This is a genomic window from Clostridium sp. TJA020, from assembly GCF_058310295.1.
On the sequence record NZ_JBZEFC010000001.1, the window covers coordinates 473,074 to 487,886 of the forward strand.

A 14,813-nucleotide genomic window follows, 5' to 3' on the forward strand; every position below is an offset into this window, starting at 1 on the left:
ACTATCCTCTTTAAATATGCTCTATAATTATTACAGATAATTTATCATAATCTCCATTTTTTAAATCATTAGGATTACCTATAGTAATTTTTTCATCTTCATATGATAAATTTTCTCCAATATACACTTTTGAACAAACTTCATTTTCACTTAATAAATTGCATAATTTTTTTGGAGTATTTATATTATCAGTTAACCAAACTGTTATTTTATTTTCTAATACTTTCTTTAAAAACTCATCTTCTCTTCCGTGTAAACTACTAAGATAAGCCTTGCTCCACATTATACCTACTTTACTTGCGAAGTATTGAAAAGAGCTTATTCCAGGTATAACTTCTATATTTTCATCTATATTTTTCTTTAAATAATCTGTTATTCCATAAAATAATGGATCTCCTGATGCTATAACTGATACTACTTTTTCTTTATTTTTCTTTATTTCATTTATTATTTCCTTAATTGAACTTACACATATAAAATCTTTTTTTAAAAATTCTATTGATTTTAAAGCTCTAGAAAATCCTATAATTATATCACTTTCATTTAAAGTAGAAATAGCCTTTGGTAATATATAATCCTTATTTCCAGGACCTATTCCAACTATATAAACCATAAAATCCCCTCCCTATATAGAGCTCCATAAAACTTTAGGACTTAATGGATCATAATACATAATAGCTTCACACTTCATTTCATTATAAGTGTAAATTTCCATTCTCTTTTTTATTTTTTCTACTATATTTTTGTATAATTCATTGTATCCATCACCTAAAAATTTAACTGCACCTTCTGATGTTTTTTGTTCTAAAACTTCTTTAACAAAACCTATATCATAACCTAATAGTGCAAGCTCTAATCCTATTACTTCTAACCTTACATCGCTAACTCTACTATGAGTATTAAAACATCCATAAGCAATTTTACTAACTTTTCCTATATGACCAACTAAAATTACTTCTTTTATATTGAGATTTCTACAGCAATCAAGTGCGTATCCTACGAAATTAGATATTATAACTATTTCACTTTCTTCATATCCAAGTTGTTTACAAAGTCTTTCACCCATATTTCCAAATGTTAATATAAGTCTTTCATTATTTACAGCCTTTTGATTTATTTCCAGATTTATAGATGCTTTTAAAGCATCTTCAGACATTGGATATACTATTCCTGTTGTTCCAAGTATAGATATTCCTCCAACTATACCAAGTCTAGGATTAAAAGTTTTTTTACTAACTTCTTCTCCTTTTGGTATAAAAATTGTTATTTCCACCCCTTTATCTTTAGGCTTAACTTTCATAACTTCTTTTTTTATACAGTCTCTTGGTACTTTATTTATTGCAGGTTCTCCTTTTGGTATAAAAAGGCCATCTAAAGTAACCTTTCCTACCCCTTCTCCACCTTTTAATTTATATCCATTATCAATAATTTTAGCTCTTGCCCAAATATCTAAACCACTTGTTACATCTATGTCATCTCCACCATCTTTAATAATAGAGCATTCCACATAATCACTACCAAATTTTATATCATTTATTTCTAAATTTAATTTTATTCCTTTTGGAGTATCTATCTCTATATTTGTAATTTCTTCTTTATTAAAAAGCATATAAGTAGCTGCCTTTGCAGCTGCTGATGCACAAGAACCCGTTGTATATCCACATCTTAGTTTTTTTCCATCTGGACCTTCAACATACAAATCAAGCATATTAATTACTCTCTTTCATAAAGCATATACATAATAGCATTAACTATTGCTGTTGCAACTGTACTTCCACCTTTTCTTCCGTTTACTCTTATAAAAGGTATATTTAAATCCTCAAGCCCAACTTTACTTTCAGCAGCACCAACAAAACCTACTGGAACTGCAATTATAAGTTTAGGATTAGCTTTTCCTTCTTCTATAAGTTCTCTTAATTTAAAAAGTGCTGTAGGTGCATTACCAAATACAAATATATCAACATTTTCTATTGATGCTCTCTCAACTCCAGCCATAGATCTAGTTATTCCTTTTTCTTTTGCTTCTTTGTGAACTTCCTCTAAGTTAACATAACATTTAGCTTCAGAATTTAAACTATTTAATGCTCTTTTATTTATTCCAGATACAATCATATTAGTATCTGTGTAAAGTTTTGCTCCTTTTTTAAAAGCTTCTTTACCAGCTTCTATTGCACCTTCACTTATATCTAATAAATTTTTGTACTCAAAATCAGCCGTTGTATGAATAACTCTTTTAACTATAAGAAGTTCCTCATCAGAAAAGTTATGGTCTCCAAGTTCTTCTCCAATTATTTCAAAACTTCTTTTTTCGATTCCCATAGGATTTTTTATATAACTCATTAAATTTACCTTCTTTCCAAAACAATATCTTTAGTAATTTTTATATCCTATAATTTCTTTTAAAAATTCTATATTTCCTAAAAAATTAACATGAGGATATCCTGCTATAGTATTATTTTTTTCATACCCACATGTCCACTCAACTTTTTTACCTAAAAAATTCTCTTTAGTAATTTTATAAACTTTTTCTTCATTTAAGTTAACTTTAGATTTATGGAACTCATGACAATTTATAGTTAAATTTTTATTATCCTTTAGTATAAGATTTGCATATCCAAATCTTTGTAATTTCCCAGTCATTTCACTATTACCATCAAAAAAACCTACCATATCATACCCATCAATATTTTTTGTTAAATACATAAGTCCACCACATTCAGCAAAACACCTCAATCCACTTTCTAAAGATTTTTTAATACTATCTCTCATAGACTTATTTTTAGAAAGTTTTTCTTTAAATACTTCAGGATATCCTCCACCTAAATACAAGAAATCTAAATTTTTTGGTATTTCTTTATCATGTAATGGACTAAAATATATTAAGTTACCTATTTTTTTTAATATTTCTATATTTTCTTCATAATAAAAGCTAAATGCTTCATCTAAAGCAATACCTATATTTATGTTTTTATATTCTATATTTAAATTTTTATTTTCACTTTCAATACTCTTAAATTCATTTAATAATGCATCTATATCAATATTTTTTTCTATAATACTACTACAATAATCTATTTTTTCTTTTAAGTTACTTACTTCAATACTTTGAACTAAGCCAAGATGTCTACTTTCTAAGGATAAATTCTCATCCTTTTCTATGTATCCAAACACCTTAATATTACAATTTTTCTCTATAGCAGCTTTTAAAAGCATATAATAACTTTTACTTATTGAATTTAATATAACTCCTACTACATTAGCCCCTTTAAAATTAATTATTCCATTAATCTCTGCACAAAGAGTTACACTTTGTGCTCCTGGGGTAATAACCAAAAGTATTGGCATATCTTCAAGAACCTTTGATACATGATAAGTTGAAGCAAATATGTCTATTCCTTTTCCATCATAAAGACCCATAACACCTTCTATTATTCCTAAATCTCCAGAGCCTTTTGAGTAAGTATATTTAACACCATCTTCTCCAATCAAAAATAAATCTAAATTTCTAGATGGTTTTCCTGTAATAAATTTATGAAAAGCTCCATCAATATAATCAGGACCAACTTTATATCCTTGTACATCAAATCCCTTTTTCATTAGCAAATTCATAAGTCCTAATGTAAAAGTTGTTTTGCCACCACCACTTTTATTTGAAGAAATAATTAAAGATTTCATACTTTAATCTCCTATCCTTTAAGTTTCTTAGTTTCTCCGATACCTTTAAACTTATCTTCTATTGCATCATTAATATGTTCTATGTATATGTCTCTAAAGCTTTTTTCTTCTCCCAAACCTTTCATATGTATATCTACTTCTATACCTTTACTTTCTAATATAGTTTTCCATGAATCTTCTTCATCTGATGCCATATCATTTTTAACATGATCTCCTGCAACTACCATAAGAGGTGCAAGCTTTACTTTTCTTATATTGTTTCTTTCTAATCTACTTATAACTGTATCTATTGTTGGGTAACCTTCTACTGTACCAACAAAAGTTCTTTCATATCCTTCATCATAAAGCATTGATTGAAGTGCCCCATATACAGCATTTGAATAATGCATACTTCCATGACCAAATAAAACTACTGCTTCATCTTCTTTTGAATCTAATACATGCTTTATACTATCTATAAATATAGAATAGTCATTTGGTGCTTCTTCTTCTCCTTGATAAAAGAATATTGGTCTTCCAAATTTTAAAACTCTAAAATCATCTTTAAATTTTAATACATTTCCTTTTACATAATCATATTCTTCTCCAGGTATAATATGAAGTGGTTGTACTATTACTTCCTCATAACCTAATTCTTTTAATTTCTCAAGTATAAACTCTGGTTTATCAACTTGTATATTATGTACTCTTTTTAATTTATTAATTATCATATGAGAAGTAAAAGCTCTAAATATATCGTATTCATTAAAATTTTCTTTTATTTCTTTTTCTATTTTTTCAATTGAGTTTTCTAATGCATCTAAATAACTTGTACCAAAACTAACTACTAAAATTGCCTTTTTCATTTTTCACCTCTAAACTTATTTTTAAAAACAAAAGCACCTTTACCTCAAAGGATAAAAGTGCTAATAAATTGCAACATATAAGTAAAAAATTAAATATCATCTTAAATATTACTAAATATAACCTATATTCCTTCCCTCCGAAGAATAGATACTTATTTATAGGCAGGTTTCCTGACTTAAGGGTCATTCTTGTTTAATCCTTCCCGAAAAAATTCAGTGGTTATATTAAACTTGTCTCCTATTCACAGTAGCGGGGGCTGTAATGGTCTCACACCATTTTCCCTTTTAAAATATAACTTTATTTATATTCACCTATAAAATATTTATTTACTTTTCTCGTTCATTAATTATATATTAATTTTTAATAATATTCAACTTTCTTTACTACTTAATTTTAAATTATTCTTTTATATAAAATTTATATATAGTTTGCTTTTTATATTCATTATCTTTAAGAAGTATAGAGTCTTCTATAAAGGAATTATTTCTTCCAATTGGAGGACTTTGCGTTTCTATAGCTATCCCACTTCTAATATTTGCACACTTTCCATTTTCAATAACTCTATCATCTGGAAAGTTTAAAGAATATAAAACTACTGCCTTTTGATTTGTATAAACATCCATGCATCTTCCTGAAGTCTCATCCCAAAGCCTTACTTTAACATTATCTCCTTCGTGAAGTAGCCAAGGATGATCATATCCTGAACCAATTTTTAATTGATAGTTATTTTTTTCTATATCTCTCCCTATAGTTTTTGGTATTATAAAATCAAATGGAGAATAAGTTAAATCTATTAAATTTCCAGTTGGAACTTGTGTATTATCCAATTCTATTAAATAATCACTATCTACATATAAACAATGATTTAGTACAGTTTCTTTTTCATATCCAGATAAATTAAAATAACTATGATTAGTTAAGTTTAAAAGAGTATCTTCATCTGAAATCCCTCTATAATCAATCTTTAATGAACAATCTTCTGTTACTGTATATCTTACAATAACATCTAAATTACCAGGATATCCTTCTTCTTTGTTTTTACTTTTAAAAGAAAATTCTATATAACTTTCTTTTGGGCCAATATTTGTTTTTACATCCATTACTTTTTTATCAAAGCCCTTGTCCCCTCCATGACCTTGATGAATTCCATAATTTTTATTAAACTCTAAAACCTTATTATTAAATAGTACTTTTCCTTCACAAACTCTTCCAGAAGTTCTTCCAATTAGAGCACCAAAATAAGATGGATTATCTTTATAGTCATTAATATCTTTGTATTTCAGAACTACATTTTCTAATTTGCCATTTTTATCTTTCACCATAATATCTGTTATTATAGCTCCATAATTAAGAGCTGTTACAGAAAAACCTTTAGAATTCGTTATAGTATAACTTTTAATTTCATTTGAATCAAACTTTGCAATTACCTTTTTATCTAATTTCACCTTTTCACCCTCACAAAATAAAATTTATATTACATCCCATACATATTTATTAATTTTTCGTAATGAATAGTCCTCTTTTAAATTTAATTCTAAAAATTTATATAATTATCAAAAGCTAACATACCCTCCTTAAATAATTTTAATTTAAATATATTTTTAAATTATAGAAAATGTTTTCATAACTGTGATTTAATTTTAGTAAAATATTATCTTAGTGTCAATTACATATAAATGTTTTTTCACAAAACTTTTTTATTTAAATTAATTAAAATTTATTTATTATTTAAAGCAATTTTTGCCAAAAAGTAAATATATATATCAAAAGGACTTTTTCTTCTATGAAAAAGTCCTTTTAGTTAAAATCTAATCTCTACTTAACTAAATAGTATTACTAATCTATACTTAACTAAATAGTATTACTTTTAAAATTAAATATTTTTATTTAAATCTATATATAAATTATTTTTATTCTGCACATGCTTCCATTCTCTTTTTACTTAACTCTTTATTTACTTCTGAAATTTTATTTTTAGAAAGATTATATACGAACGCTAATATTAATGCTGCAATTGCTAGTCCAATAAAATTTGCCCCACAAATTATATTTTTTATTCCAACACCTACTGATTCAGCTTGAACAGCAACACCTGATTCATATCCTAAAAATCCTAAAGCAAATCCTCCAACACCACCAGATATTGCTTGAGCTAATTTTCTACATAATGAGTAAGAAGAATATACTATTCCCTCATTTCTTTCTCCACTTAAATATTCTTGATAGTCAATAACATCTGCAACTAATGCCCATGTTACTGCACTTACAAGTCCTGAACCTAATCCAGCTATCATAGTTAATCCAATATATAAATAAGGATTAGTTATTGGCATAATGAATAATATTAAATAGATTGCCATTGATAAAATTAGTCCACCAATTGTTGCTTCTTTTTTACCAAATACTCTTACTATTTTACCAACAAAAGGTATTATAAGGAACATAGGGATTATAGTTGCTATACCTGCTAAAGAAATAAGCCCTGCATTATGAAAATATTCTTTAAATAAGTATGCATTTAAGGAAGATCCAGTAAGCATAGCTGCAACTATAGCAAAGGATGATAAAGTTACTCCAACAAAAGCTCTATTTTTTAATAATATTTTTATTGTACTACCTACATTTACCTTTTTACTATCATCTGCTTTATAAACTATTCTTTCTGTTGTTAATCTAAACGTTATCATATAGCTTATAGAAGATATTATTGCAAATATTACTGCACATTTAAAGAATCCTCCTGCTGTTACTACACCATCAGTAAATACTATTTTAGGAACTACTAACATTACTAATAAATTTGCTCCAATTGAACCAATATTTCTAAATGTTGAAAGTGCTGTTCTTTCATTTGGATCTGATGTCATAGCTGAAGCTAAAGATCCATATGGTATATTAACAGCTGTGTATAACATACCGAAAGCAATATATGTTACATAAGCATATAAAACTTTCATATTATCTGGAAGACCTGGAATAGCTGTAAATGCTAGAACTCCAACTAAACTCATAGGTATTCCAAACTTAACTACATAAGGTTTAAATTTTCCATGTTCTGTATGTTTGTTTTTATCAACAATAATTCCCATTATAGGATCGTTTATAGCATCCCATATTCTAGCAACTATAAACAAAGTACCTACGGCCGTTGCACTTATTCCTAATACATCTGTATAAAATAGCATTAAGTAACTACTAACAAACATAAAGAATGCTCCACACCCAAAATCTCCAAAAGCATATCCAATTTTATCCCCATTATTAAATTCTTTTGTTTTGTTTCCTTTTGCACTAATAATATCTAAAACGCTCATATGTTAACCCCTTCCAAAATACTTAACAGAATTTTTATAACAAATATTTTCTACTATTTCACCTAATATTTCTTCATCATAAGGATATTGTCCACTTTCAACTAATGCTCCAATGTAATTGCATAATATCCTTCTAAAATATTCATGTCTTGTATAAGACAAAAAGCTTCTTGAGTCTGTAACCATACCAACAAATTGACTAATAAGCCCAAGTTGTGATAATGCAGTCATTTGTCTTTCCATTCCATCCTTTTGGTCATTAAACCACCAACCTGATCCAAATTGTATTTTTCCACAAATATTTTGACCTTGAAAATTTCCAATCATAGTTCCTATAACTTCATTGTCCTTAGGATTTAAACAATACAAAATTGTCTTTGGTAGATTATCTTCTTTATCTAATTCATCCAATATTCTTGAAAGTGAATATGCTATTTCTCCGTCATCAATACTATCAAATCCAGCATCTGCTCCCACTTTATTGAACATTTTAGTATTATTGTTTCTTAAAGCTCCTATATGTAATTGCATTATCATATTTCTCTTTGAGTACATTTTTCCCAAAGAAATTAATAGTGCTATAGAATATATTGATGCTTCTTTTTCAGAAATTTCTTTACCATCTAATGCTTTTATAAATATCTCATTAACCTCTTCATATGAAAACTTCAAAAAGTTTATTCTCTCCAAACTATGATCTGTAATCATACAACCATTTTCATAAAAATAATCTAATCTAAATTCAAGTGCTTTTTCTAAATCATTAAAACATTTTATTTCTAAATTACTTACTTCTGATAATAATTTTATATATTCTATAAATCCTTCATTTTTAATCTTCATAGCCTTTTCAGGTCTAAATGTTGGTGCAACAATACATTTAAAACTACTATCTTCTTTAATTTGCTTGTGAAACCTTAAATCATCTATAGGATCATCTGTAGTACCTATATACTCTACATTTGCCATTTCGATAAGCTTTCTTGCTGTTAATTTATTATCTTTTATTGACTTATTACATTTATCCCATATAACCTTTGCTGTTTTTTCACTTAAAATTTCTTCCACACCAAAGAATCTTTTAAGTTCTAAATGAGACCAATGATAAATTGGATTTCCAATTAAATATGGCATCATTTTAGCAAATTCATAAAATTTTTCATAATCACTAGCATCACCAGTTATATACTTTTCATCTATACCATAGCTTCTCATAGCCCTCCACTTATAGTGGTCATGGTATAGCCACATTTCAGTAATATTTTTAAACTCATGATCTGTGGCTATTTCCATTGGGACTAGGTGACAGTGATAATCAAACACTGGCACCTTTGAAGCATAATTATGATATAAAACTTTTGACACTTCATTTTCTAGTAAAAAGTCTTTATTCATAAATTTCTTCATATTAAAAAACTCCCCTTAAATTTTATTTTTCCCCTTTATTAATTGCTTCTATTAACCCATTAATATAAACTGCTCCTAAAGCTCTGTCATATAGTCCGTATCCTGGTCTTCCAGTTTCTCCCCAAATCATTCTTCCATGATCTGGTCTATATGGTCCATCAAAATCATAATCACAATATGCTTTCACAATTTTATAAAAATCTAAAGAACCTGATTCTGATAAATGAGAAACTTCATTAAAGCTGCTATCTCCAGTTATCTTAACATTTCTAAGATGGGCAAAATGTATTCTATTTCTTTCTTTACCAAAATAATTTATCATTTCAACAATATCATTTACCTTTGTACAGCCTAATGATCCTGTACATAAAGTTACTCCATGATATGGACTATCATATAAATCTATAAATCTCTTTAAATTTTCAAAATTTGTTATTATTCTTGGAAGACCAAATATTCCCCATGGTGGATCATCTGGATGTATAGCCATTTTCATTTTAACTTCATCAGCTACTTTCATTATTCTTTGGATAAAATAATTTAAATTTTCCCATAAAGCTTCTTCATCTATATTTTTATATTGATCTAATAATCCTTTAAGTCCACCTTCACCATAAGATGTATCCCAACCAGGTAATTCTAATTCACCTAAAGCAGGATCCATTTTCTTTACTTGTTCTTCATCATATATTAAACATGTTGAACCATCTTCTAATTCATAATTTAAATCAGATCTTGTCCAATCAAAAACTGGCATGAAATTATAGCATATTGTATCTATACCTGCCTCTGCTAAATTTCTAATAGTTTGTATATAATTATCTATATACTTATCTCTTGTAGGTAATCCAAGTTTTATATCTTCATGAACAGGTACACTCTCAATTACTGAAAGCTCTAATCCATGACTTTCAACTTCATTTTTCAATTCTAAAATTCTCTCTAATGGCCACACTTCACCGACTGGAATATCATAAATCGCTGTTACTATACCTTTCATTCCTGGTATTTGTTTTATGTATTCAATTTTTACAGGATCATCTTTGCCATACCACCTAAATGTCATTTTCACGATTTTATCACCTCTTACCCTTTAATTTTTTTAAATTTTGAAATAAACTCTTTTGCTGTGTTTTCTATATCATTAAGAGATCCTTTAATTAATGAACTACCAACTCCAACACAAGCAACCCCATTCTCAAACCATTCTTCAATATTATCTACTGATACTCCACCAGTTGGCATTACTTCAACATTTGGAATAGGTGCTTTTATTGCCTTTACAAATTTTGCACCAAATAAATCTCCTGGGAATAACTTAATCATTTTATTTCCAGCATCCATAGCTTTCATTATTTCTGCAACAGTCATACAACCTGGTAAATATAAAACATTCATTGCTTTACAAACTGTATTTATTTCTTCGCTATAACCTGGACTTACAACATATTTTGCACCTGCTTCAATTGCATCAGAAGCCATTTTTCCATTTAAAACACTACCAACTCCAATTAAAGCTTGTTCATTTGAACTATACTCCCTTATAAGTTCAACTACATTAGGTATAGTGTAAGTAAGCTCTAATGATTTGATTCCACCTTTTAAACAAGCTTCCATATATCCTTTTGCTTGTTCATGGCTTTCTCCTCTAATTACTGCTACAATACCATTAGCTTTTAATTCATCTAAAATCATTCACATTCCTCCTAAACCCCTGAGTAAGCTGAAAATGCTCCATCAACTGGAATAACAACTCCATTTACAAAGCTTGATGCTTCTTCAGATACTAAGTACAATAATGTTCCTATTAACTCATCAGCTTCACCAAATCTTTTCATTGGTGTACTATTAAGTATTTTTTCTGTTCTCGCAGTTGGTGTTCCATCTTCATTAAATAATAATTTTCTATTTTGATCTGTTACAAAAAATCCTGGTGCTATTGCATTTACTCTAACACCAACCTTTGACATATGAACTGCAAGCCATTGAGTAAAATTACTTACTGCTGCCTTTGCACCTGAATATGCAGGTATTTTTGTAAGAGGTGTAAATGCGTTCATTGATGATATGTTAATTATTGTTGCACCTTTTTTATTTATCATATCTTTACTAAACTCTTGTGATGGAAGTAAAGTTCCTAAGAAATTTAAGTTAAATACAAATTCTACTCCTTTAGGATCTAAATCAAAAAATGTTGTTAAACTCTCATTTTCTATATCCTCTGCATCTAAGTACTCCTTAGTAGTAGTTCCCTTTGGGTGATTTCCACCAGCACCATTTATTAAGATATCAACTGTTCCAAATTCATTAAGTATTATTTCATGAGCTTTCTTTAAGCTTTCTTTATCTAAAACATTAGCTTCAATTCCTATTGCAATTCCGCCTTTTTCATTTATCTCTTTTGCCTTGTTATCGCAAGCTTCTTGACCTAACGCTAATATTGCAACTTTAGCTCCACATTCTGCTAAAGCATCAGCCATAGCCCCACAAAGAATTCCTGTTCCACCTGTAACAACACAAACTTTATCTTTTAATTCAATATTAAATGGTAATTTCATTCTTATTCCTCCCCACATCTGTTATACTTGTATACTAGCATATTAATATATGAATTTCAATAGTTTTTTGTATACATTTTCATAAATATTATAATTTTTTTTAATAAAGTTTATATAATATTAATAAGTAACTAAATTCAATACTATTATCTATTTACAATAAATCATTTAGCATTGTAATCTAAGCTATTTAAAATACATTTTTATTTATATAAAATAAAAGCACTTAAAATTATTTTTTAATCAATAATTTTAAGTGCTAAATAATTTATTTTTTATTTTTTATATAACATGCTACATCACTATTTTCTTCTATTAACTTTTCCCACTCCTTAATTGGAGACTTTATATGATTAAATACAAATTCCTCAATTACGTCCTTATTTTTATTTTTTATAATATCTAAATACATCATATGCTGATCAATTAAAAACCCTTTATCAACTTTCATTTCTGCTAATAATCTCATTCTATTATAATGGGTGCTTATATTACTTATAGATTCCCATATATTATTTTTTGATACTCCTTTAAAAAGTAATCTATGAAATTCATTATCCAAATTATGAAATTCAAGTAAATTATCAGCCCTATTTTTAGTTATCTTTTGAGCAAATAAACATTTCTCTAATTCTATTAGAACATCTTCTGAAAAATTATCACAAGCTTCCATTAATACTTCTTTTTCCAAATTATATCTCATAAAAACTGCTTCCTCTATTATTTTCCAGTCTATTAATGATACATATGTTCCAGCTTGAGGCTTAACTTCAATTAATTTTTCTCCTTTTAATTTTATTAAAACTTCTCTTATAGGCGTTCTTGAAACATTTAATTTTTTTGCTAAATCTGATTCACTTATTAATTCTTCTGGCTTTAATTCTAAACACATTATATTATCTTTTAATACTCTATATACATACTCCTTCCCCGTCTCTTTATCTAACTTTTTATAAATAATCAATTATAATACCCCCTATTATAGTATCTAAATTATTCAATACTATCTCCAGTATACTAGTATGATAGCTATTATACCATAAAAACTTAGATATACATAATATTCATACGTTCAGAATATTTGAAAATTTTATATATTTTAAGGCAAATTTTTAATTATATAAATTATAAAAAGGACTTTTTTTATTAAAAGTCCTTTTTATATTATTTAAAATTATTTTTTATATCCAAACTCTGGAATATTTGTCCATCTCTCACGTAATGAATGGGCTATCATTTTAGGTCTTCTTTCCCTTGTAAATATACCTTTTTTATTTCCTTGAACTCTTATAATCCCCTGACTTGTAGCAAAGTCAGCAAAATTCCATACTTGTTCCCCAACAAAGTTTTTGCATTTATCTACTACTTCATGGTTTGCCTTATAGTATTCTACTTGATATTCTTCAGTAAACATAACTGGAAGTGTATCATGCATACCAGCAACAGTATCAGCTCCATATTCAGTGAACATAATAGGTTTATTTGGGCATCTTTTTTCCCAACCATTTAGTTCTTCTTGAAGCATTCTCTTAGCTTCTTCTAAATCTCCACCTGCAACATACCATCCATAGTATCTATTAAGACATAATACATCTACAATATCTCCAACTTTACATCTATCTGGAGTAGACATTAAATATGTTACCACTGTAACAGGTCTCTTTTGTGGATCTAGTTCCTTTGTTAATTTAATTAATGGTTCAAAATATTCCTTTGCACCTTCTGAATCTGAATCTGGCTCATTTGCTACAGACCACATTACTACAGATGGATGATTTTTATCTCTTTTAACTAGTTCTTTTAATATTTGTTCATGTGCTTCTTTAGTTCCTATTTCTTTCCATGTATCTCTTTTAACACTTTCACCAAATAATCCTGTAGCCATAAAGTTTAAATGTAATCCAACTGCTGGAGTTTCATCTATTACAACTATTCCTTCTCTATCTGCAAGTCTCATTATTTCTTCTGAATATGGATAATGTGAAGTTCTAAATGAATTTGCACCAATCCACTTCATTAAATTAAAGTCTTTTACATTAATAGCTTCATTAAATCCTCTTCCATTAACATGTGAATCTTCATGTTTACCAAATCCTTTAAAATAGAAAGGCTTATTATTTATTAAAAACTTACCCTCTTTAACTTCTACTGTTCTTACTCCAAACTCTTCTGAATATGTGTCAATTAAAATATTATCCTTAACTAAATCAACTTTTAATTTATATAAATAAGCATTCATTGGTTCCCATAATTTAACGTCTTTTATAACAACTTGTCCATTTTTCCCTTTAGAAGTTGCTACTATATTATTATCTTCATCAATTATTGATACGTTAATATCTGCTTCTCCAATAAAATTAACATCATAGTCTACATAACCATTTGTATCTTCAAATTTAGTTACAATAGTTAAATCATCAACATAAGTTTTTGGTGTTGTATAAATTTTAACTGGTCTATGAATTCCTGCGTAATTGAAAAAGTCAAAATTAACAAGATTTTTCATAACCTTTTTACCGTTAACTTCAGTTTCTTTTAACATTCCAACTGGTAGTGTAGTTTCATCAATTATATTGTTTACAGCAACAGTTAATCTATTTTCACCAGAAACTAATAGTTCATTTATTTCAGCTTCAAAAGGAGTAAAACCACCTTTGTGTTCAACTAAAAATTTACCATTTAAATATACTTTTGCTTCATGTGTTGCTGAACCAAATCTTAATACTATTCTTTCATCTAATAAGCTTTTATTAAGAGTAAAGCTTCTTTCGTACCAAACCCAACCAACATGATCTCTTACTTCTTCAGCTTCAACTAAATCATTATATGATGATGGTACTGCCATTTTTATTGTATCTTTTAAATTTGATTCATACCATTTTTCAGTAAATCCATTTCCCTTATCTAATTTAAAATTCCATATACCATTTAAGTCTATAACACTTCTTGATTCTGTCATTATTGGATATAACATAATAAAAAACCTCCCAAAATTTCTTTATTTATATAATTT

The 14,813-nt window shown here is 27.7% G+C and carries 13 protein-coding genes and 1 riboswitch; all 13 genes read right to left on the reverse strand.

Annotation, left to right across the window (positions count from 1 at the left end):
• Positions 1–10: 10 nt before the first annotated feature.
• Complete coding sequence (gene cbiE / locus AC4FQ1_RS02600; RefSeq protein ID WP_491168858.1) at positions 11–613, reverse strand: precorrin-6y C5,15-methyltransferase (decarboxylating) subunit CbiE; 603 nt, start codon at positions 611–613, stop codon at positions 11–13.
• 12 nt (positions 614–625) lie between these two features.
• Positions 626–1,708 (reverse strand): cobalt-precorrin-5B (C(1))-methyltransferase CbiD, encoded by a 1,083-nt coding sequence (gene cbiD, locus AC4FQ1_RS02605; protein WP_303127588.1) that lies wholly within the window; start codon positions 1,706–1,708, stop codon positions 626–628.
• A gap of 5 nt (positions 1,709–1,713) precedes the next feature.
• Complete coding sequence (locus AC4FQ1_RS02610) at positions 1,714–2,340, reverse strand: precorrin-8X methylmutase (protein ID WP_303127591.1); 627 nt, start codon at positions 2,338–2,340, stop codon at positions 1,714–1,716.
• Positions 2,341–2,370: 30 nt separating this feature from the next.
• Complete coding sequence (locus tag AC4FQ1_RS02615) at positions 2,371–3,675, reverse strand: cobyrinic acid a,c-diamide synthase CobB (RefSeq protein ID WP_491168859.1); 1,305 nt, start codon at positions 3,673–3,675, stop codon at positions 2,371–2,373.
• Between the two features lie 11 nt (positions 3,676–3,686).
• A complete protein-coding gene (locus AC4FQ1_RS02620) occupies positions 3,687–4,520 on the reverse strand; it encodes a sirohydrochlorin cobaltochelatase (protein ID WP_491168860.1) in 834 nt (277 codons plus the stop codon).
• 144 nt (positions 4,521–4,664) lie between these two features.
• Positions 4,665–4,851: riboswitch (cobalamin riboswitch) on the reverse strand.
• A gap of 68 nt (positions 4,852–4,919) precedes the next feature.
• Complete coding sequence (locus AC4FQ1_RS02625; RefSeq protein WP_491168861.1) at positions 4,920–5,966, reverse strand: aldose epimerase family protein; 1,047 nt, start codon at positions 5,964–5,966, stop codon at positions 4,920–4,922.
• A gap of 465 nt (positions 5,967–6,431) precedes the next feature.
• Positions 6,432–7,835 carry an MFS transporter gene (locus tag AC4FQ1_RS02630; protein WP_491168862.1) on the reverse strand — a complete coding sequence of 468 codons (1,404 nt, stop codon included), beginning with the start codon at positions 7,833–7,835 and terminating at the stop codon, positions 6,432–6,434.
• Between the two features lie 3 nt (positions 7,836–7,838).
• A complete protein-coding gene (gene uxaC, locus AC4FQ1_RS02635) occupies positions 7,839–9,242 on the reverse strand; it encodes a glucuronate isomerase (protein ID WP_303127607.1) in 1,404 nt (467 codons plus the stop codon).
• A 22-nt stretch (positions 9,243–9,264) separates the two neighbouring features.
• Positions 9,265–10,314 (reverse strand): mannonate dehydratase, encoded by a 1,050-nt coding sequence (gene uxuA / locus AC4FQ1_RS02640; protein WP_303127609.1) that lies wholly within the window; start codon positions 10,312–10,314, stop codon positions 9,265–9,267.
• A gap of 14 nt (positions 10,315–10,328) precedes the next feature.
• Entirely contained in the window at positions 10,329–10,937 is a 609-nt protein-coding gene (gene eda, locus AC4FQ1_RS02645; RefSeq protein ID WP_303127612.1) for a bifunctional 4-hydroxy-2-oxoglutarate aldolase/2-dehydro-3-deoxy-phosphogluconate aldolase, read from the reverse strand.
• A gap of 11 nt (positions 10,938–10,948) precedes the next feature.
• Positions 10,949–11,800 (reverse strand): SDR family oxidoreductase, encoded by an 852-nt coding sequence (locus AC4FQ1_RS02650; protein WP_303127614.1) that lies wholly within the window; start codon positions 11,798–11,800, stop codon positions 10,949–10,951.
• Positions 11,801–12,068: 268 nt separating this feature from the next.
• Positions 12,069–12,764 (reverse strand): GntR family transcriptional regulator, encoded by a 696-nt coding sequence (locus AC4FQ1_RS02655; protein WP_303127616.1) that lies wholly within the window; start codon positions 12,762–12,764, stop codon positions 12,069–12,071.
• A gap of 210 nt (positions 12,765–12,974) precedes the next feature.
• A complete protein-coding gene (gene uidA, locus AC4FQ1_RS02660) occupies positions 12,975–14,774 on the reverse strand; it encodes a beta-glucuronidase (protein WP_303127618.1) in 1,800 nt (599 codons plus the stop codon).
• Between the last annotated feature and the right edge of the window lie 39 nt (positions 14,775–14,813).

Excerpts from the sequence above, each read along its gene's own strand:
- cbiE (WP_491168858.1), bottom strand. The coding sequence starts at position 613 with ATGGTTTATATAGTTGGAATAGGTCCTGGAAATAAGGATTATATATTA.
- cbiD (WP_303127588.1), bottom strand. The coding sequence starts at position 1,708 with ATGCTTGATTTGTATGTTGAAGGTCCAGATGGAAAAAAACTAAGATGT.
- AC4FQ1_RS02610 (WP_303127591.1), bottom strand. The coding sequence starts at position 2,340 with ATGAGTTATATAAAAAATCCTATGGGAATCGAAAAAAGAAGTTTTGAA.
- AC4FQ1_RS02615 (WP_491168859.1), bottom strand. The coding sequence starts at position 3,675 with ATGAAATCTTTAATTATTTCTTCAAATAAAAGTGGTGGTGGCAAAACA.
- AC4FQ1_RS02620 (WP_491168860.1), bottom strand. The coding sequence starts at position 4,520 with ATGAAAAAGGCAATTTTAGTAGTTAGTTTTGGTACAAGTTATTTAGAT.
- AC4FQ1_RS02630 (WP_491168862.1), bottom strand. The coding sequence starts at position 7,835 with ATGAGCGTTTTAGATATTATTAGTGCAAAAGGAAACAAAACAAAAGAA.
- uxaC (WP_303127607.1), bottom strand. The coding sequence starts at position 9,242 with ATGAAGAAATTTATGAATAAAGACTTTTTACTAGAAAATGAAGTGTCA.
- eda (WP_303127612.1), bottom strand. The coding sequence starts at position 10,937 with ATGATTTTAGATGAATTAAAAGCTAATGGTATTGTAGCAGTAATTAGA.
- AC4FQ1_RS02650 (WP_303127614.1), bottom strand. The coding sequence starts at position 11,800 with ATGAAATTACCATTTAATATTGAATTAAAAGATAAAGTTTGTGTTGTT.
- uidA (WP_303127618.1), bottom strand. The coding sequence starts at position 14,774 with ATGTTATATCCAATAATGACAGAATCAAGAAGTGTTATAGACTTAAAT.